The sequence below is a fragment of the Pseudomonas sp. P4_C1 genome (assembly GCF_056402155.1).
The window spans coordinates 21490-38310 of the sequence record NZ_JBFUHY010000012.1; the positions used below are offsets into that span (position 1 = coordinate 21490).

The 16821-nt window shown below is 58.3% G+C and carries 22 protein-coding genes; 8 read left to right on the forward strand and 14 right to left on the reverse strand.

Annotated elements, in window-relative coordinates; all coding sequences use genetic code 11:
• From AC1DU9_RS10655 to AC1DU9_RS10720, 14 genes are all read right to left on the reverse strand, one after another.
• Positions 1-552, reverse strand: a complete 552-nt coding sequence (locus tag AC1DU9_RS10655) for a hypothetical protein (RefSeq protein WP_477810128.1) — start codon at positions 550-552, stop codon at positions 1-3.
• Between the two features lie 3 nt (positions 553-555).
• Positions 556-840, reverse strand: coding sequence for a hypothetical protein (locus AC1DU9_RS10660; RefSeq protein ID WP_477810129.1), 285 nt, complete (start codon positions 838-840; stop codon positions 556-558).
• Positions 841-888: 48 nt separating this feature from the next.
• Positions 889-2208: a phage major capsid protein gene (locus AC1DU9_RS10665; RefSeq protein WP_477810130.1), complete on the reverse strand. Its 1320-nt coding sequence runs from the start codon at positions 2206-2208 to the stop codon at positions 889-891.
• Between the two features lie 63 nt (positions 2209-2271).
• Positions 2272-3216 (reverse strand): S49 family peptidase, encoded by a 945-nt coding sequence (locus AC1DU9_RS10670; protein WP_477810131.1) that lies wholly within the window; start codon positions 3214-3216, stop codon positions 2272-2274.
• Positions 3213-4484, reverse strand: a complete 1272-nt coding sequence (locus tag AC1DU9_RS10675; RefSeq protein ID WP_423502812.1) for a phage portal protein — start codon at positions 4482-4484, stop codon at positions 3213-3215. Before AC1DU9_RS10675 ends, AC1DU9_RS10670 begins: the two co-directional genes overlap by 4 nt.
• A gap of 2 nt (positions 4485-4486) precedes the next feature.
• Positions 4487-4672 carry a hypothetical protein gene (locus tag AC1DU9_RS10680; protein ID WP_423502811.1) on the reverse strand — a complete coding sequence of 62 codons (186 nt, stop codon included), beginning with the start codon at positions 4670-4672 and terminating at the stop codon, positions 4487-4489.
• Complete coding sequence (locus tag AC1DU9_RS10685) at positions 4669-6483, reverse strand: terminase large subunit (RefSeq protein WP_477810132.1); 1815 nt, start codon at positions 6481-6483, stop codon at positions 4669-4671. Before AC1DU9_RS10685 ends, AC1DU9_RS10680 begins: the two co-directional genes overlap by 4 nt.
• On the reverse strand, positions 6446-6937 hold the full coding sequence (locus AC1DU9_RS10690; RefSeq protein ID WP_477810133.1) for a phage terminase small subunit P27 family: 492 nt from the start codon (positions 6935-6937) through the stop codon (positions 6446-6448). Before AC1DU9_RS10690 ends, AC1DU9_RS10685 begins: the two co-directional genes overlap by 38 nt.
• A 195-nt stretch (positions 6938-7132) precedes the next feature.
• A complete protein-coding gene (locus AC1DU9_RS10695; RefSeq protein WP_477810134.1) occupies positions 7133-7492 on the reverse strand; it encodes an HNH endonuclease in 360 nt (119 codons plus the stop codon).
• On the reverse strand, positions 7482-7832 hold the full coding sequence (locus AC1DU9_RS10700; protein ID WP_237882082.1) for a phage holin family protein: 351 nt from the start codon (positions 7830-7832) through the stop codon (positions 7482-7484). The genes AC1DU9_RS10695 and AC1DU9_RS10700 overlap by 11 nt, the downstream gene beginning before the upstream one ends.
• 235 nt (positions 7833-8067) lie before the next feature.
• The gene (locus tag AC1DU9_RS10705; protein WP_477810135.1) at positions 8068-8550 is read right to left on the reverse strand and encodes a hypothetical protein; all 483 of its coding nucleotides are present in this window, start codon (positions 8548-8550) and stop codon (positions 8068-8070) included.
• Positions 8551-8878: 328 nt separating this feature from the next.
• The gene (locus AC1DU9_RS10710; protein ID WP_477810136.1) at positions 8879-11578 is read right to left on the reverse strand and encodes a bifunctional DNA primase/polymerase; all 2700 of its coding nucleotides are present in this window, start codon (positions 11576-11578) and stop codon (positions 8879-8881) included.
• Complete coding sequence (locus tag AC1DU9_RS10715) at positions 11575-11781, reverse strand: TraR/DksA C4-type zinc finger protein (protein ID WP_237882088.1); 207 nt, start codon at positions 11779-11781, stop codon at positions 11575-11577. The genes AC1DU9_RS10710 and AC1DU9_RS10715 overlap by 4 nt, the downstream gene beginning before the upstream one ends.
• Positions 11774-12262, reverse strand: coding sequence for a phage regulatory CII family protein (locus AC1DU9_RS10720; RefSeq protein WP_477810137.1), 489 nt, complete (start codon positions 12260-12262; stop codon positions 11774-11776). Before AC1DU9_RS10720 ends, AC1DU9_RS10715 begins: the two co-directional genes overlap by 8 nt.
• Positions 12263-12700: 438 nt before the next feature.
• Between AC1DU9_RS10720 and AC1DU9_RS10725 the strand changes: the two genes are divergently transcribed.
• The 8 genes from AC1DU9_RS10725 (at position 12701) to AC1DU9_RS10760 (ending at position 16794) form a co-directional block, all read left to right on the forward strand.
• Positions 12701-13378 carry a helix-turn-helix domain-containing protein gene (locus AC1DU9_RS10725; protein ID WP_477810138.1) on the forward strand — a complete coding sequence of 226 codons (678 nt, stop codon included), beginning with the start codon at positions 12701-12703 and terminating at the stop codon, positions 13376-13378.
• A 335-nt stretch (positions 13379-13713) separates the two neighbouring features.
• Positions 13714-14085 carry a hypothetical protein gene (locus AC1DU9_RS10730; protein ID WP_477810139.1) on the forward strand — a complete coding sequence of 124 codons (372 nt, stop codon included), beginning with the start codon at positions 13714-13716 and terminating at the stop codon, positions 14083-14085.
• Positions 14086-14095: 10 nt separating this feature from the next.
• Positions 14096-14377 (forward strand): phage antirepressor KilAC domain-containing protein, encoded by a 282-nt coding sequence (locus tag AC1DU9_RS10735; RefSeq protein WP_477810140.1) that lies wholly within the window; start codon positions 14096-14098, stop codon positions 14375-14377.
• A complete protein-coding gene (locus tag AC1DU9_RS10740; protein WP_477810141.1) occupies positions 14374-14757 on the forward strand; it encodes a hypothetical protein in 384 nt (127 codons plus the stop codon). Before AC1DU9_RS10735 ends, AC1DU9_RS10740 begins: the two co-directional genes overlap by 4 nt.
• Positions 14754-14996 (forward strand): pyocin activator PrtN family protein, encoded by a 243-nt coding sequence (locus tag AC1DU9_RS10745; protein WP_448645989.1) that lies wholly within the window; start codon positions 14754-14756, stop codon positions 14994-14996. The genes AC1DU9_RS10740 and AC1DU9_RS10745 overlap by 4 nt, the downstream gene beginning before the upstream one ends.
• 59 nt (positions 14997-15055) lie before the next feature.
• Positions 15056-15406 carry a hypothetical protein gene (locus AC1DU9_RS10750; RefSeq protein WP_429560201.1) on the forward strand — a complete coding sequence of 117 codons (351 nt, stop codon included), beginning with the start codon at positions 15056-15058 and terminating at the stop codon, positions 15404-15406.
• Positions 15407-15448: 42 nt separating this feature from the next.
• Positions 15449-16261, forward strand: a complete 813-nt coding sequence (locus tag AC1DU9_RS10755; protein WP_477810142.1) for a DUF2303 family protein — start codon at positions 15449-15451, stop codon at positions 16259-16261.
• A gap of 74 nt (positions 16262-16335) precedes the next feature.
• Entirely contained in the window at positions 16336-16794 is a 459-nt protein-coding gene (locus AC1DU9_RS10760) for a hypothetical protein (protein WP_477810143.1), read from the forward strand.
• The last annotated feature ends 27 nt before the right edge of the window (positions 16795-16821 follow it).

Genomic DNA, 16821 nt, shown 5'->3' on the forward strand with positions numbered 1-16821 from the left:
TTAAAACCTCGGCGGTACGGTGATATCTGCCACCAGGTGATCTAGAAATGCCGACGGCAGTTCGGCCAGCGTCTGCCCCACCAAGAACATTTCCGGATGGCGATAGATCGTCGCGGCCGCCATCAACAACCAGTTCCGGACGCCCGGATTCAGGTCAAGATCGAGCTCTGCTTTGTAGCGAATCCGTAGCCGGCCGCTGGGCCGGGCTGCGGGGAAGAACAGAAAGCTTTCCCGCTGGTCCTGCTGCAACTCGAATGGTCCGGCCTGCTCGGTCCATGTTCCGTCTGGCTGCTGCGACAACACCGAAACGACCTCATTGGCCTGCCCAACATCCAAGGCATGCCCGCTCTGCCGATCGGCTGGCCATTCTTCTTCGTAAACGGCACCGCGAATCGAAGCACCTGTTTTCGATTCGCACTGAGTGGTCACGCCGGGAATGATGATCTGTTCAATCAGCGCCGGCTCCATATCCTCCGGCTCAACCCGACACTGGAAAGCCACCTGTTCCAGTGTCAGGACCGGGTCGCCGAAGTACTCGATTCGACGGGCCATGGCTTACGGCTTCGCGTCGTCATCGGTAGCCGCACTCGCTTCGCCGCCATCACCATTTGACGTTGCGCCTGGCGTCTCCGTGGGCGAGCCTGCCGCGCCCGCTTCACCAGCATTTTTTGCATTACTGGTTTTCGCCGTTGCAGTCTTACCAGCTTTTGGCTTTTCGTAGACTTCAGCGAAGCCCTTGGATTTCAGGCCTTCAACAACCTCTTCGTCAAACCCAGCCAACTCGTCTGCCGAGTAACCACGCCAGGCTTTCAGAAACCGCACCACAACTTTATCGCTCATCGTTTCGACCTCAGATATGCAAAGCCCCGCCGAAGCGGGGCAAAGGGATTACATGCCGGCGCCCCACTTCACGGCGACGGCGACCACGATGCACTCCACGTGGCGTGGCCCGAAGTCGTGCTTGGCGATTACCTTGACCAGAGTCTGGTCACGCTGGAAGGCGCTGACCATGTTGCCCTCGGAGTCCTTATACGAGGCCTCGTTGCTGAACGAGATCGTCAGGTCCATGTCTTCGCCGATCATCATGTCTGCGAAGTTGACGAAGTAGAATTCGGTCTCGTTACCGCCGGCACCGAGGTTGACCGGGATCTGGTTGCTCAGACCAACCGGGTAACCCTTGAACAGACCCTGTTCAATTTCCGGATAGGCTTTGTTGCCGTTGCCATCACGCAGCGATTGCAACCAGCGGAACACGCGTGGATGCATCAACCAACCGCAGTCCTTCATCATCACGTTCGCCGTTTCGATGCGAAGCATCATGCCGCCGCAGAACAGGTCGATTTTTTCCAGGGTGATGGTGGCAACGTCCGGAGCAGGCAGCACGTTGAACGCTTGCGCCCAATAGCGCATACCCTTGGGCAGCGTGCCGGTGCCGTCGGCGCGGATGAAGTGCAGGTCCTCAGAAAGCCCCATCGACACTGCCAGATCGTTCACAACAATGTCGTCAATGCGAGGACTGATACCCGCATTGGCAATCAGGTCATTCGAGATAGGCACAATCGCTGCTGCTTTTTTCGCGGAAAGCTTCGTGTCAGCGAACGTCATGCCGGTGATCGGGATATCAGTTTCGGTACCGATGTAGGTCACGATGGTGTTGCCGGTGATTCGCGGCATGGTCAAGTTGCCATTGTTCAATGGCAGACTCCGGGTACCCATCTTGCGCACAACCGACATTGGGCGCAGAGCTTCAATGATTTCGGTTGCAAAGTTTTGAGGAACCAACACACCACCGGCACCCGGCGTCACGGTGCTCAAAGCCATGGCAACATCGGTGGAATAACCACCTTGCTCTGCCATTTGAGCGGCCTGATGCTGATTGCCACCGGCAGCGGCCAGCAACCGAACCATCTGAGCCATGCGCACACCTGGCGCATCAGCTGGACCCGAACCGGAAATATAACCTGGTGGTGGACCGGTGCGGCCTTGCGCCGACTCACTGACCGGTACCGCACTGGCGGCGGCCATTCGCTCAGCCTGTTCGGCTCGGCTGATTTTGTCAGTCAGCGCATTGAACTGAGCTTCCAGACTGGTGAATTGAGTCAGTTGCTCAGCCGACAGGGTTTCACCGCCAGACTCAAGCTTTGCCAGAGCCTGAAGCGACTCATTGAGTTTGGCGCGTTCGCTACGCAATTGAAGTACAAGGGACATGGTGCCTCCTGGGCATTAAAAAACCCGCACAAGGCGGGCTTCGAACGACTGCCGCGAACGCGGTCAGATCTTGGTTTGAAAATCCATTGCAGCTGCACGGACGGAAAGACGGCCTTGCTGCCGGCTGGCTCGACTCTGTGCCACCGAGTTGGATAAATCATCGACGGCTTGTTGCGGGCTTTGCATGCGATCGGCGAGGCCCGCCGCGATACCGGCCTGCCCTCGGTACAAGCCCGCCTCAGTGGCAATGACCTGCTGTACCGAGAGCCCGCGGTAGTCGGCAATCGCATTGACGAAGAGCTGATAGCTCTCCTGCACAACGTCGTTGAGGTACTTGAGCGACTGGTCACTCAAAGGCTCGTGAGGGCTGAGGTCGTTTTTGTGAGCGCCGGCAAACACAGTAGTCACCTTGACGCCCATCCCTTCCTCTTGCTTGGATCGATCCATGTGACTGGCGATGACACCGATGGAGCCGACACCGCTGGTCTGGCTCACCACCAGTTCGCTACAGGCCGCGCCGATCAGGTAGCCGCCGCTGTAGGCCATAAAGTTGACGATGCCGGTGATGGGCTTCTGCTGCGCCATGGCGCGAATGTCGGCCGCCAGCTCGAATGCGCCGACAGCGGAACCGCCGGGGCTGTCGATGTCCAACACGATGCGCTCGACCATCGGATCCGCGACAGCGTTGCGAATCTGAGCCCGCAGCGTTTCATAGCTGGTCATCGTCTCGCACATGCTGACGTGGCTGCCGCGACTGACCAACACGCCGCTGACCGGAATCACTTCGATACCGGTGCGTGCAATGGATGTGCGGCGTTCTTCTTCGCGCTGGGCGATGCGGTCCAGGCCATCATCCGACCAAAGACCGGCGCCTGCTACAGCCCCGATGTTGACGATGTTCAAGCTCATTGCCTGGTTGGCCCAGCGAACGCCGAGGTCCAACATGTCAGGCGTCACCAACAGCGGCTGATTGAACAGCAGGCTGGAAGCTCGCAGGTAGTGTTTCATTGCGCCAACATCCTCTCGATTTCAGCGTGCCGCAGTTCGAGCTGCGCTCGCACGTTGGGGTTAGTCAGATCAGGAGCACCCTTGCCGGCGTCCACCATGTTCAGCGGTTGCAGGTAAATCTCACCGCCCGGTACCGGAGGCATGTTCTCCAGCCGGCGGATGTCGTTGACGCTGAGCCAGCCCCACTGGCGCCCGATGGCGTAGGCCTCATACCGACTTTTCTGGTCGCCCCGCAGCAGGCCGGACAAGTTGAATTCGATGAAGTACTCACGCCGGTCAGCGGGCAATAGAAAGTCGCGCATCATCGACTGCTCGTGACGCTTGACCCAAGGCAACAACGCGAACACCACGAACTGAATCATCAGCTGCTCAAGCGTGTTGTAGTTGGACTTCTCCAGGTCGTTGACCATGGGCAGTGGGATCTTGTAAATCCGGGCGATGTCGGTACCGGTGGTTTTGAGAATCCCCAACACCTCGGCATCGACGTTGTTCATGGAGACGGGCTTGAAGGTCATGCCCTCCTGCAGCAGCGCAACCTTCTTGGCGTTGTCCATGCCGCCAAACTTCTGCCCCCACTGATCGACAATCTTGTCGATGCTGCCTTGATCCTTGATCGCCGGGGCCTCACGCGGCCGCTCGATCACACCGGAGACGGTCACACCGTTGGCGAAGCTTTTGCCCGTGTACTGCCGCACCGCCTGAGCCAACCCCAACGATTCGGCATGGACCTCTATCGGCGACAGCCCTACGTAATGGTTGGTGCTGAACCACCGTACGTGATGGATCATGCGCATCGGCAGAGCTTCGCCACCGCTGATCCGGTAGTACGGCAGCATGTCCGCGCCCTTCAGTACCTGCACCTTGTCGTTGCACAAGGGCCAGAGCGCCGCGACGTTTCCGTCATCCCGACGGTCAATGAAGCTGTAAGCGTTACCCCGCAAACCGGCAGCACCTTGCGTGCACTCCCGGTATTCATAAGGCGTCTGAAATCCGTTTGGCTGGTACCGAAGGACGTCATACGCCGGATGGTTGATGGCTGCTTCGCGCTGGCCTTTGTCCAGTCGGCGGTACATCTCGCAAGGCAGTTGCCCCATGGTCTCGGCCAGGAGCGTGACGCAGTTTTGCAGGATCGGCAGGCCCAACGCCGATTCCGGCGTGACCCTCACGCCCGTGCTGTTGCGGCCGCCACCCAGAAGACCGCGCCAAAAGCCGCCGCCCGTTTCTGTCAGATTTCCGCGCCCCTCGCCGAGCACGCTTGAAAAGAACATGCTCAACCTCCTTGGGGTTTAGATTTGGCTTTCAGTGCGGCGGATGCGCGATCGGCAAGGAATGACCAGGCCATCAAGCCCAGGCCTGCGACGATACAGGCAGCCGGCGTACTGATCATTGCCACGCCGCACACAAGCAGACCGAAGCCCAGCAGACCGGCCAGCCATGAAAGGATGACCAATTTCATATACCCGCCCCTTCGTCGTAGATGGATTTGCCACTCGGCCCAGCAGCCTTGCTGCTGATTCCGACGGCCATGATGGATGCGACGATGCCGTCGATCCGGCCGGTCGCCTTGGCCTTGTCGGCCTTCCGGTTGTTGGCTGGATCGGAAACGATCACCGCGTTGCCGGCACACCAGGTCATTACCGGGTTGCCGTCGTGACGCAGGGTTTCAACCGTCTCGCTTTCGATGACCTCCCAGTCAGCGGGATCAAGATCGATCACGTCCTGCTCAGGGGCCAGGCCCAGAAGACGGCGCTCGAACTCATCGACTGCCGGCCCCATGTCCTTGTAACCCTGGCCGAAGCCCACCATTTCCGGCAGTGAGATGTCGTACTCGGACATCAGCTGCAGCAGGTCTTCAATGCGCCACCGGTCATAGGCGATGCGCTCGACGTCGAAGTACGCACAGATCGTGACCAGGCGACGCAGCACATGCAGCTTGCTGATGGCACGGCCCGGGGTCGTTTCAAGGTGCCCATCTTTAACCCACATGGCGTAGGGCACCTTGTCGCGATCCTCGCGCCCTTGAAGGTCGTCGTCCGGGATCCAGAAGTACGGCAGCAGTCGCCAGTGCGGATCGTGTGGGGCGGGCCAGAAGATCAGGACAAATGCGGTCAAGTCCGTGGTGCTCGCAAGATCGAGCCCGCCAACGCATCGGCGGTTGCGCAATAGCCGCATTGGCACACGTTCTTCGGCCTGCTTCCAAACACCCCAAGAAATCCATGGGGCATCGGCTTGCGTCCACTCGCAGAAGTTGAGACGGCGCACTACCGACTCCTGAGCCGGCAACCCTCGGGCCGACTGGACCTGCTCACGCAAGTACTTACGACCGGGGATGCCATCGCTTTGCCCTTCGGCGATGTAGTCCAGCGAGGGGTTGACCTTGGGCCAGCAGGCTTCGTCCTTGAATGGATCATCACCTTCATCCAGAGAGCAGATGAAGGCGAAGAAACTGTCGTCATCTTCAATGGCCGCGCAGATCCGCACGCCCAGATCGTGGTACTGACCGCAGACCGTCTTCTTGTCGGAACCGCTGTTGGTGATCATCACCACCATGGCTTTGCGGCGGTTCTTGGTACCGGCGCGCATCATGTTCACAGTTGCCGCGCTCTTGTGCTCGTGCACCTCATCGAGCAGCCCAATGTGGGGCCGTGGGCCGGACTTGCCTTCGTCGGCACTGATCGGCCTGAAGAAGGAATTGGTGTTCGGATAAAACAGGTTCCAGACTTTTTCGTCGCGCCCCGATTGCACGAGCCGGGAGCGAAGTTTTTCCGACATGTCCACCATCGACACGGCATCACGAAACAAAATCATCGCCTGATCGCGCTTGGTGGCCGCCGCATAAATTTCAGCGCGCTGTTCACCGTCGGCAACCAACCCGTAAAGGCCGATCCCACCAACCAGTGGGCTTTTACCAGAGCCCTTCCCAGTCTCGATGTAGCCCAGTCGGAAACGTCGATAACCGTCAACGGTCATCCAGCCAAACAAACTTCCGACCACAAATGCCTGCCAGGGAGCGAGCAGGAAAGGCATGCCTTCGTAATCACCACCGTTGAGGCAAAGCACATCTTCGAAAAAGCCGATCGCACGATTGGCTTTTTCCAGATCCCAAACCAAACCGCGGGCCGGTCCGTGTTCGAGGTCACGCAGATGACGTTTAGAGGCGTTGCGAACGTTGGGACCGGCGACAATTTCGCCGGTTAGTACGGCATGGGCAAAGGCGGTGACGCGATCGTCAACTGAAGTATTTGTCTGCGGCGTCTCGTTGCTCATTGGGGAATAGCTCACCTTGCGGTGCCGGCGTGGTTTTCAGATTGCGCCGGGACATTGGCGACAGGCCAAACTGAGCGCCGGCGGCGTTGGCGCGCTTTTCGGCGTCGTTCGCCAACTGGCGGAGGACGTGCATTTGCTGCGCGCCGGTTTTGAAGGTCTGGATATCGCCACCCAATTCGTCATCGGATGCAGCGTTGCGCTTGGTGATCAGCCGCTGGTAGCGGCGCCAATCAGCGGCGGCCTGGCAATAAGTCGCCAGCGCCATCGAATCCAGGTTCGAAACGATACCGAGGGCGATCAGTGCGGGAACCAACTGTTCCCATTCCGCTATCGCCTCTGTCGACAGGACGTCTGGCATCGGCGGTGCCCCGACGGGGACCGCCGGCGAAGTGGCTTCGGCCAGCAGGTCACCGAGATTTTCCCGGCCCCGATTTCCCTGCAAAAGTTTGAGCACCGCTGGTTTTCCAGGGCGACCCGAGTTTCCATTTCCGGCCATAAATAATCCCTGCCTATTGATACCCCCCCTCCCTCATTTTTCCCGACTTTGCGTAAAGAGGGGGGCGAGCGGTCTAGAACGAAGTCCGAAAGAAGTTTTTCACCCCCCCTACCCTCGGGGTGTGCCATTTTTTGGTGCGGCGGCGACGGATGGTCACCGGTTCCAGTGGTGACCAGGGTCGGTCGGTCGACCATCAGACCCGCAGCCAGGAAGCCGGCCGGTCTTCTCTATCCGCTGCTTCGTCGAGTCGTGGCAGAACTTGCACAGGCTCGCCCAGTTCTTCGGGCTCCAGAACAACTTCCATGCGGCCTTGATGCGAACAGGATCGCCGCTGTCCTTGGCTACCTTCAGCTTCGGCGCGATCTTGTGGTCGACAACGGTGGCCGCCACTGGTCGTTGATCAGTCGAGCACATGGTGCAATAGGGATGCTGACGCAGATGACCATCACGGGACTTCTGCCACTTGTACCCATAACCCCGCTCTGTGCTGCTGCCTCGCCGATCACTGCTCATGCTGACTGCTCGGCGGTACTTCGCACAGGCCGGCCTTCTTCGCCAACCAACGAGCGTACAACCCGCTAGCAACATCGGCGCCGAGGCAAGCCACGACGCTGCCGATCGCAGCAGCCGTCATCAGRCTGCAACTCAAGGCAGTGGCAAGCATTACCGTCGCTAGACCAAATACGGCCGAAGCGCCGAAGCGCAACAGCACCCGCTTGATCAACACCGGCACAGCCATCCCTGCCGCATCAGCGCGCCACATCTCCCCTGTCAAACCCGCAAGCGCCACCAGAATCAGCAGCCAGGTAGGAAGATCGGCCAGCGACTGCTGCACCTCCTGTTCAGTCGACATGCGTTGCCTCCTCGGCGACGGAAAAAAAGCCCTACTGTTTCGGGCAAGACTGGCGGCCCGCATCAGGGCCGGCAGCACAAATGAAAAACCCCGCCGAAGCGGGGTTAGGGTGACCGGCTCAGGGCGGGCCGGATGAAGCTGCACAGCACGTGCGAGGTAAGCGCCAAGGCGCAAATTTCATATCGTGGTGACTTTTTACCCCCTGAGTACGGAACCGAAAAGGGGGCATTTTCGGTTATCCAGCTCGACGCAACTTTGACGCAACTTTGAGGAGACTTTGAGGCAAAACGCCCCGACCAGCGGTAAGCCACTTACGGGCATCGGCACGCTCAGTAAGCACCTCCAGCAGCCGCTCATGCAGCCGATGTACCTGGTCGTAGTAAGTCTGTTTCGCTCTCGACTCCAACCCCAGCAGATGCAACTGCATAAGCCAGGTCGGCGCCGGATCATCGCCATAACGTAAGACTGCCAACCGCTGCAACCGCTCACCGCGGTCATCCTGTCGAGCGATCTCCGACAATGCGGCGGTGATCTCTTGAGCGACACCATCAGGACCAGCTCCAGCACCGAGGATGATCCGCGAGCCAGGCGTGCCGCGAGGTGCGCATCCACCCCACTCCATGATCGTTGCCATCGGGCTGCCCATGCCGCCGCTTTCGCCATTGAGACGGCATTGCTCGCCCCAGTGCTTCAGCAGTACTTCCATTTCCTCAATCATCGCCCTTCCCCCCGAAAAACCGAACCCAACACAGAAAACCCGCAACCCGACACAAACCCAACACAAATAAATCTCTTTAAAATCAATACCTTTATTAACTTTGAGTTGAGTGTGTTGGGTTTGTTGGATTTATTGTTCCTCGCATAAGGAAAAAATCTCGGCCTTCTTTTCAGTGCAATTAACGTCACGTATGCGCGTGCGCGACGACAAACCCAACACACCCAGCACAGCAGCCGGAAAGCCGCACAAATAAAGGCCTGAAATTGTGTGTGGTACCAAAAACCAACCCGACACACCTCCGACACACCCAACACACTTTTAGGCGCACTCATGCTGCAGCCGCCTTGACGTGTTCCCAGTTGTCCACGTTCCAGCCGGCCAGCTTCGCCTGGGCACGCCAGTTGGAGACCGTCGTGCCCAGATCGGCCGCCTTCAGTGATGGGGGCTGGGAAGCACCGGGGTCGTTCGGAAAGAAAAACGCACCAAAGCGCCTGTTGCTGCCTTCGGTCCAGGGGATAGATCGGGTCTTGTCCACTTCCGAACCAATGAACAGCGAGAACTTCGTCTGGCTCATCACGTGCTCTTTGTTGCGGTGACACCATTCAAGGAACAGCGAATAAAGGTCGGTCGAAAGACACACTCCCCACAGATCGCGCCCCAGCTCGCCGTACTTCCAAAGGTTGAGGAATGTCTGCCAGCCGGCCCGACTCAACGCCACCAGGCGTTCACGCGCCGCCGTACTCGGTGGCCGAGTGCGCTGGTCAAAATCACCGAGGTCGATCGACAACAGCCAACCATACAGAGCAGCGACTCCACCGTTTTTCAGCTCCTGGCCGATAGCCTTCTGGCGGTCTTCCGGTAGAGTGAGCTCGGGYCACATCACCAGCATTCGCCGGTCACTTTCGCTGATGGGCCACGGCATGATCTCGTTGCTCAGGAAAACCGCGTTCATGTGGTTGGCTTCTTCCCAGCCATTGATGAACTTCGATTCCATACGCACCGTCTTGCCTGTGATCAAATGCTTGATCTTGCCCACCTGGTTGTAGCGCTGATCGCGGCTGACGACCTCTTCAAACACCGACCAGAGTTTCCGGCTTTGCCAGGCGTTGAAATTACTTTCAAGCTGAGTCTGTCCAACGGTGGCGGCGTACTGACCGTAAAGCATGCCCATCGCATCGGCGAACAGCAGGCTCTTACCGGAGCCCTCCATGATCGAGTGCATCAGTACAGCCGTGTCCATCTTGGCGCCGAGGTGTTGCAGCGGGTACGCCATCCACCGCGTCAACCACCGAGCGGCATCTTGATCATGGTTGCAAAGGAACGAAATCAGCCAGCGCAGGTTTTCGCAGGCAGCTTCATCATTGATCGGTTCAAGCGGCAGGCCATCGAAGGTGTTGATGTAGACGTTCGGGTCTTTGGTCATTGTCGGGTCAAAGACGATATGGTCAACATCGACCACCCGACGCTCGCTGCTGTTCAACCACAACGGGTACGTATCCCCCAGGGCCATCTTCACGGCGCCCTCTGCTACCCGCCGCTTTTTCTCGCGATCCCAAACATCCTTCGTGCCATCGATGTACACGTATCGCTCGGTCGGCGGCATGCCGAAGGCACCGCCTTTCTTGCCTGCCATGCGTCGAGACTGTTCGATGTCACGCACATGGTCATCGGATATCAGCTTTCGACGCTCGGTGTCCTCCAACCACTGTTTCGCCAAAGGCTTACCGACTCGCGCTTCAAATGCCGACTTCTTCATCACCCGCGATTGGTCGAAGTCCCACACGTGCGTGGTGCCCTCTACCAATGCAAATCGCCGAAGAACGTGATCGAGCGTCAGCACCTCCCCCGCGCCCCCATTAGGAGCCGGAGCGGCCTCGCTGACGTCGTCATTCGGTAAGCCCGGCTCGCTCGCGTCATCGGATGGGGTCGGGGGAAGATCACGCGGATCAGGCCGCGATGAATGCTGCATACCCAACATACGCGCGGCGTCCTTCACCGCCTTCGACTGGTCACCGCCGTGCTCGAGCAAACAGAACACCTCGAAGGCGTCATTCTGATGCCCGTTCGCGAGCGGATCGGCGCCGTGGTGCGAGTAAACTTTACCATCACTTATCGTCACGCCCGGCAGGCCAGTGCTGCTCTGCGGGTAAAGCCACTTGCTGCCCCGCTTGATGTAACCGTGGGTGCGCAAAAGCTCTTCGACGCCGTGGCAACGATTGAACTCATCAATCACCGATGGAGATTTACCTGCCGTAGGTGCTGGACGTTTGTTTACCTTCGCCGGCGGCAATGTTGACTTGACCGCCCACGGGCACGCCGCCTCAGCATCACGCTTAAAGATGTCCCAGTTTTGCCAGATGTTCAGCAGATCGTTGGTGAGCGTCGGCAACCCGTCCGCGGCGTTTGGTGGGGTTTTCCAAGTGTAAGGCTTGCCGGTACCCGGATGAATCGACGGCGGAAACACGTCCTGCACCAGGCCGGCACGCAATTCAAACAACGTAAAGCGTTTGAACGGATCGGCTTCGGCACGCGCCGCGGCTTCCCCTGCAATATCGCCCTGCTCTTTCGCAGCCTTGGCCTTGTTCATCAAACCTTTGAAAATCGAACCATCAGGGTCGTTTTCATTCGGCCAAGACAAAGAATGCCGGGTCAGCTCAACGCCTTCCGGCAGCTTGAACAACACCCGAAAACGCGCAGGGTTACCGACAATGGTCGGATACACCACCGCCATGGCATCCAGATCGACGCCCAGCAGCTCATACAGCACATGCCGCGTCCACTGAACGTCATCGACGTCCAACGRGCAGACACGGCTTGGCCCGAGCACTACGCCGAGGTTATGGTTAGGGTTTCGTTGCCAGAACGCTTCAGCCGTGGCGGCATCAGTGATGTAGCCGCCGGGTTTGTTCCACCCCATGCCCTTTGGGGCTTTTTCACCTGGCTCAATGGACACCAGGGCGAGGTCGAAAGTAGTGATGTAACGTTTTGCCCATGTGGCGATGGCTATTCCTTTGGCCGGTTCACTCATCGCCGAGCCTCCCGCAACCCCTGACAGTCAACGCAGGTTTGACAACCCACAATCGTCTGCTGTCGAAGCAACGGGATAGCTTCGTCGCAATCCGCGCAAAACTGCGCGCTGATGCGGCTTGATGGAGCACGGCGGCTGCGCTGAAGCGCAACGTCGAGCAGGTATTGCGCCTGGTCATTGGCGCGATCGATATCGTCAGCCATGGATGCGATCCTCCATCGCCTGACGGGCACCCGCCATGATGCCGAGGATTTCGCGGATCACGTCCATACCCTGCTTTTCAAGATCGAGGACTTCATGAAGCTCCCAGACATTGTCGGCAGCACCATCGTGCATTGCGGCCACGAATTCGCCAGTTTCGCCGAGCAGCTTACCAACGGCCTTCAACGCATCGCGTGTTGCCGGTACAGGTACCGGGCGATACCAAACCGCACCCGCCGGCCGCATGAGCGCGTCGAGCAAGCGCGTATCGGCTGTCAGCCTGATCACCTCCTCAAGCTCATCAGGATTCAGCCAGCGTCGTTCTTCGTCGAGCTTGAGTTTCTTTTGAAGGGTGTCGTTGTCCAACACCATGTCAAAGGCAAGGGCGGTGATTCCGCCCTTGTAGTCACGTCCAGCGCGATAAATAGCCTGGCGCAAAGGAAGGACCGGACCAGCGTCCGGTAATAGATCTGTGCGACTCATAACCGTAAATCCCCCATTTACGGTGTAGCCATAAGACAGGGTAATCCCTATCCTACAACCACGACCGATGTGCATGTGCTGTGTGTCGTCGTAGCTGGGCTGGGGGATTCTTTGGTGAGAGGCCCCAGCCCGGCACCTTTTAAGCTGCCGACTTCAAGCCAGCAGCTGCTTTCTCTTGCAGGTAAAGGCATTCGATAGCCTTCCCTGTTACATACCGAACATCCGCACCCCTAGCGGCACGATTAATAGTCGGCTGCGTTGTCCCTACGCGATCTGCGATAACTCGCTGGGATAAACCCGACCGCAGCAACTCCGCGAGCATTTCTTGGATAGTCATATCGTTCACCGATGCGCTTTCGCATTGGACGCTACAATACACAAACGTATTGATTGATTCAATACAATCGCCGATACGTTTTTGAATCAAGGTAGAGAAAAGTGATTGGCGACCGCATTGCTCAACGCATGCAAGAACTAGATCTATCCGAAGGCGAACTCGGCCGCCGCTCTGGCGTCCCTCAGCCGACTATTCATAGGATCGTGACAAATTCGGTGGCCAGCCCGCGTCACGAGAACGTTGAAAAAATCGCCAAAGCCTTGAAAGTCAGCAGTAACTGGCTGTGGAAAGGAGGCGAACACAAAGAACCATCCATTGAGATCAAATCGATCTCAAGCTCTGAATCTAATGTGGAACCAGGGCCGGCAATCAAAGGATATGTGCCGTTGATTTCTTGGGTACAAGCAGGAGCCTGGTGCGAAATAGAAGACGTTCGCACTCTGGATGATGCGGAGATCTGGCTGCCCTGCGCCGCGTCCCATAGCAGTCAAACTTACGCTCTCAGGGTGCGCGGACTCTCCATGTTCAACCAACATGAACGTCGCTCTTTCAGAGACGGAGACATCATTTTTGTTGACCCAGCGAAGGACGCCGAGAACGGCTCACTTATCATCGCCAAATTAGTCGATAGCCAAGAAGCCACGTTTAAACAGTTGGTGATGGAAGGAAAGCGTCGATTCCTGAAGCCGCTGAATCCGGCTTGGCCCGAGCCGATTATCGAGCTGGGAGACGACGCAATGATTTGCGGTGTCGTCTTCTCGAAACTAGAAATTTTCTAATACATCGCACAACAAATTGAGCCCGCACCTTGCGGGCTTTTTTATGCCTCTCAAAAAATCAATTCAAATACGCATTGACTCGATCAATACGTATTTGTATCGTTTGCCTCGTATACCTCTCACCAAAGAGTACGAGCCATGCAAACCACACAGCACAGCAATCCACGCTGCCCGGTCTATCTGCATCCATCTGCGTGCAGTAGTCGCGCCGCAGTCGAAGCTATACAGCACCGAACCGGGCTGCTGGTAATCACCAACCCCAAAGGCCGCATCAAGGCTGTCGAGCCCACCAGCAACGCCCTAGATAGTTCGTGGCCTTTCGGAGGTGACGCAGCATGAATAGCTATCGCATCCCACTCCCGAAACAAGAGCTGTTGCACCACATGCTGCAAGTGGGTGGCACAGCCGTGTGCCCTCTCCAGCGACCAGAGCAAACTATCCATGCAAGCTTTGAAGTCGAGCTCACCGACACCACCGCAGTCATCAACGTTGACCTGGGCGACCACACCGGCGAACTGACCCTCAAACGTTCGGACCGGGCCAACCACCTGCACCTGCGGGACTTCATTCAGGACATTGCGAACGGCCGAATTGAGTCGGCGCAGTCCGCACCACCAGAGCAGTCCGGCCGCCTGGCGCAACTTGATCAAGCACTGGCCGATTCGGAAGCCTTGCTTGAACACGTTCGCAAACTGATCGCCGCCTGAGGACAGCGCCATGAACCGCACCCTGGACGAAACGGCCGCCGTGCTCGGCCTCAAACCTCGGAAGTTTCGCGAGCGACTGCGCGAACTCCGCGTGCTGACCCAAAGCGGCGACCTCGCAAGCCAGCACCGCGATCGTGGCTACCTGTTCTCCGACCCGCGCAGCCGCTGGAACGACAATATCAAAGCCTGCAGCCACTACGCCGTGGTGATGGTTACTGAGCGCGGTGTCGACTGGCTCGCGAAGCAACTCGGCATCGGCATCAAGACCCAGAACAAGGACGCCGCAGCATGACAACCAACTACTTCAACGCCTACACCCAAGCACTCGGCGCCCTTCGACTGATTCCGATCTACCTGGACAGCCCGGGCGTCGTCAGCCGCGCAACACTCATCGGTGCAGCAAGCGAAGCCATTGACCTGCTGGAAAGCATTCCATGCCGTACCGTGGAACTGGCTGAGGTGTTCCGCTGCGTCAACAACGTGATCCACGAGGGCCAAGTGGCCTACGTCACCCCAACCAACTCCCCTGAGTATCCATTCGGCGCCGTTGTTGCTGACGAAAAAGGTCAGATCTGCGCCGCCGCCAAGGGCAAAAGCAAAGAAGGCCTCGCCGAATTGATACGCCTCAAGTTGGTGCCCCGATCGGAGGGGTTCGGGGAGGATGCAGCGTGAGCAACACACTCGACCAGTTGCGCCGACAGTTCGCCACGCCCTGCCCGACCTTGTCAGCAGTACGCGAACAGTACTTCACGCACATCCGCACCGACCGCTACCTGCTGAACGAAATCAAGGCCGGCCGCATCGCGCTGATCGTGACGCGCTTGCACAACTCCGCACGGGCCAAGCCCGTGGTGTACCTGCACAACCTGGCCGCCTACCTCGACGCTCAAGCGACGAAGGAAGCGGCCTGACTCACCGGTGGTCCCTGCCGTTCAGGGGCAAACAACACAAACCCAACAAGGCACAGCACATGAAACCTACAGACACAGCCGAATTCATCGGCGAGCTCAACGCAGGCGTTTTCGCCAACCAGATCGGTCACGCCCTTTCCGAAGTGGCATCAGGCGTCGTCGATAACGGCAAGGTTGGCTCAGTCACGCTGACTTTCACCCTGAAGCAGATCGCCAACAGCCACCAGGTCACGGTCAACCACAAGCTGGCCTATAAGGTGCCAACCAAACGCGGCAGCCGCAGCGAAGACACCACCCTCGATACTCCAATGCACGTGAATGAGGGTGGCAGGCTGACCCTGTTTGCCGAAGCGCCTCGCGCTGGCCAGCTGTTCAACAGAGACGACGCTCCAGTTCACGCCAAGTCCTAAACCCACCCGCTCCATACCTCTCACCAAAAGGAAATCGATCCAATGGAAGCCAAAGCAATTCAGTTGATTCAAGACACCGCCGTTCTGGCCTATGCCAAGCCACTGGATACCTTCACGCCGACTCTCGTGCTGCCGTCTGACCAGAAAATCCACAGCATCGAGAAGTTCCAAGCCGCTCGCAGCCGCTTCCGGGGCGCGCTCACCACCCACTCATTGCTCGACTTCGGCAACTACGTGATGGCACAAAGCGCTGAGACCGTCGCCTCCGGTTTTGTCGACGCTGAAGCCATGTCGTGCAGCGTGTACTTCAACCTCGGTGACACCAAGGAACCTGGGCATGGCGACTTCACCGCCACCCTGAACCTGAGAAAGACCGCCGCCTTCCGGGCGCTGGAGCGTGCTGCGTCCATTCAATTTGCACAGAAAGACCTGAGCGACTGGATCGAGGATTGGGCGTCAAACCTCCAAGCCCTTACAGCCGATGACAACCCCATCGATTTGCGCAAAGCGGCGAGCGCTATTCGCTCTATCAGCATTGAGCAAGCACGCAAGAGCGAGCACGTCGTCGGCGACCTGAGCGCATCCCGTTCCGCAATGGATCAGATCGAAGCCAAGTCATCGGAAGGCTTGCCCGCCGAATTCCTCTTCACCGTCGAGCCTTACGAAGGGCTGAAGGTCCAGATCATCCGCCTGCGCGTTGCCGTGCTCACTGGCGGTGACAAGCCATTGCTGCGCCTGCGCTGGATTGGTGAAGAGCAGCTGCGCGAAGACCTGGCCCAAGAGTTCAAGGATGTCGTCCAGCAGGAAGTAGGCGGCGCCGCCAACCTGACCATCGGCAGCTTCAACCTGGGTTAACCACCACTGCAACACCCCGCCGCCGTCCTCTCACCAAGAATCCCGGCGGCGGGCTCTATCGAGGAACACAGCACATGCAAACCCAACACCTGATCATCATTGCCGCCTGCACAGGCATTGGCTTGCTGCTGATGGCCTACTTCATCCGCCAAGCAGTCTTGCGCGCTCTCGCCCGTAGCTACACCAGGGGACTTGACGAACGCAATGCCATGCATTCGCTTCGCATTGAAGCCTTGAACAGCGACATCGCCGACCTGAATCGCCTGCATCGCGCCGACCAAAACCGGCTGCAGAAACTGGCTCGCCAAGCGCGCGCCATACGCGCAACCCCTTTCCTCAAGAGCGACCACTTGGCCCTGCTAGAGATTGCCACCACCCTCAGGCTAGCCAAAGACACTTGGGATGCATTCCCCGGAACCGAGGCTTATCGCGTGAAAGCTATCAACCAGGCCCACTTCGTCGGCGACCTGGCTTATCGCTTGCTGGATAGCATTAGTGCTGAGAAACGCCTGGCGCTTAAGGATGCCGCATGACCGCCCTTCGCCGAACAGTCCGAATCC

Bases quoted from the DNA above. Each gene is read 5' to 3' on its own strand.
- AC1DU9_RS10655 (WP_477810128.1), bottom strand. From the start codon at position 552: ATGGCCCGTCGAATCGAGTACTTCGGCGACCCGGTCCTGACACTGGAA.
- AC1DU9_RS10660 (WP_477810129.1), bottom strand. From the start codon at position 840: ATGAGCGATAAAGTTGTGGTGCGGTTTCTGAAAGCCTGGCGTGGTTAC.
- AC1DU9_RS10735 (WP_477810140.1), top strand. From the start codon at position 14,096: ATGAACCGCACCCTGGACGAAACGGCCGCCGTGCTCGGCCTCAAACCT.
- AC1DU9_RS10695 (WP_477810134.1), bottom strand. From the start codon at position 7,492: ATGAGCAGTGATCGGCGAGGCAGCAGCACAGAGCGGGGTTATGGGTAC.
- AC1DU9_RS10705 (WP_477810135.1), bottom strand. From the start codon at position 8,550: ATGATTGAGGAAATGGAAGTACTGCTGAAGCACTGGGGCGAGCAATGC.
- AC1DU9_RS10665 (WP_477810130.1), bottom strand. From the start codon at position 2,208: ATGTCCCTTGTACTTCAATTGCGTAGCGAACGCGCCAAACTCAATGAG.
- AC1DU9_RS10740 (WP_477810141.1), top strand. From the start codon at position 14,374: ATGACAACCAACTACTTCAACGCCTACACCCAAGCACTCGGCGCCCTT.
- AC1DU9_RS10720 (WP_477810137.1), bottom strand. From the start codon at position 12,262: ATGAGTCGCACAGATCTATTACCGGACGCTGGTCCGGTCCTTCCTTTG.
- AC1DU9_RS10750 (WP_429560201.1), top strand. From the start codon at position 15,056: ATGAAACCTACAGACACAGCCGAATTCATCGGCGAGCTCAACGCAGGC.
- AC1DU9_RS10760 (WP_477810143.1), top strand. From the start codon at position 16,336: ATGCAAACCCAACACCTGATCATCATTGCCGCCTGCACAGGCATTGGC.
- AC1DU9_RS10715 (WP_237882088.1), bottom strand. From the start codon at position 11,781: ATGGCTGACGATATCGATCGCGCCAATGACCAGGCGCAATACCTGCTC.
- AC1DU9_RS10730 (WP_477810139.1), top strand. From the start codon at position 13,714: ATGAATAGCTATCGCATCCCACTCCCGAAACAAGAGCTGTTGCACCAC.
- AC1DU9_RS10680 (WP_423502811.1), bottom strand. From the start codon at position 4,672: ATGAAATTGGTCATCCTTTCATGGCTGGCCGGTCTGCTGGGCTTCGGT.
- AC1DU9_RS10670 (WP_477810131.1), bottom strand. From the start codon at position 3,216: ATGAAACACTACCTGCGAGCTTCCAGCCTGCTGTTCAATCAGCCGCTG.
- AC1DU9_RS10755 (WP_477810142.1), top strand. From the start codon at position 15,449: ATGGAAGCCAAAGCAATTCAGTTGATTCAAGACACCGCCGTTCTGGCC.
- AC1DU9_RS10675 (WP_423502812.1), bottom strand. From the start codon at position 4,484: ATGTTCTTTTCAAGCGTGCTCGGCGAGGGGCGCGGAAATCTGACAGAA.
- AC1DU9_RS10685 (WP_477810132.1), bottom strand. From the start codon at position 6,483: ATGAGCAACGAGACGCCGCAGACAAATACTTCAGTTGACGATCGCGTC.